General features: G+C 46.5%; 1 protein-coding gene. It reads right to left on the reverse strand.

Going from position 1 to position 374, the window contains the following annotated elements:
- Nucleotides 1-193: 193 nt before the first annotated feature.
- On the reverse strand, nt 194-374 hold a 181-nt coding region (locus NW211_RS14030), incomplete at its 5' end, for a PRTRC system protein C (protein WP_258328294.1).

The raw sequence follows: 374 nt of genomic DNA on the forward strand, positions 1-374 counted from the left end.
CGCTATGGGAAGAATTGGTGTCTTTAGAAAAGAATTACGGCACCCGTTGGCGCCGTAACTCTCTCTACTCTTGTCACACCGTATCGTACCTCCCGCTTGGTCGATGCGATTATCATCCTTGCGATCTGTTCCGATTGATGTTCGTCCAATGGTCTGCATGACTTCTTCTTTTTAGTATCCTTACTCATAGTTTTCATCCTTTTGTTCCGATGGTTGTCTTGAACTCATATACAGCCTTGTCATCCTTGATGGTCGGGCCGTGTACGGTTGCCGTGGTCAGTTCCGGATAGATGTTCGAGTAGAAGCTCATCACACTTTCCGGAGAGTCATTCGGATTGGGATCAGGAAGTGTAATCATCTCTGTACCTTTCTTG

It is taken from the genome of Barnesiella sp. ET7, from assembly GCF_024733785.1.
Taxonomy (GTDB): Bacteria; Bacteroidota; Bacteroidia; order Bacteroidales; family Barnesiellaceae; genus Barnesiella; species Barnesiella merdigallinarum.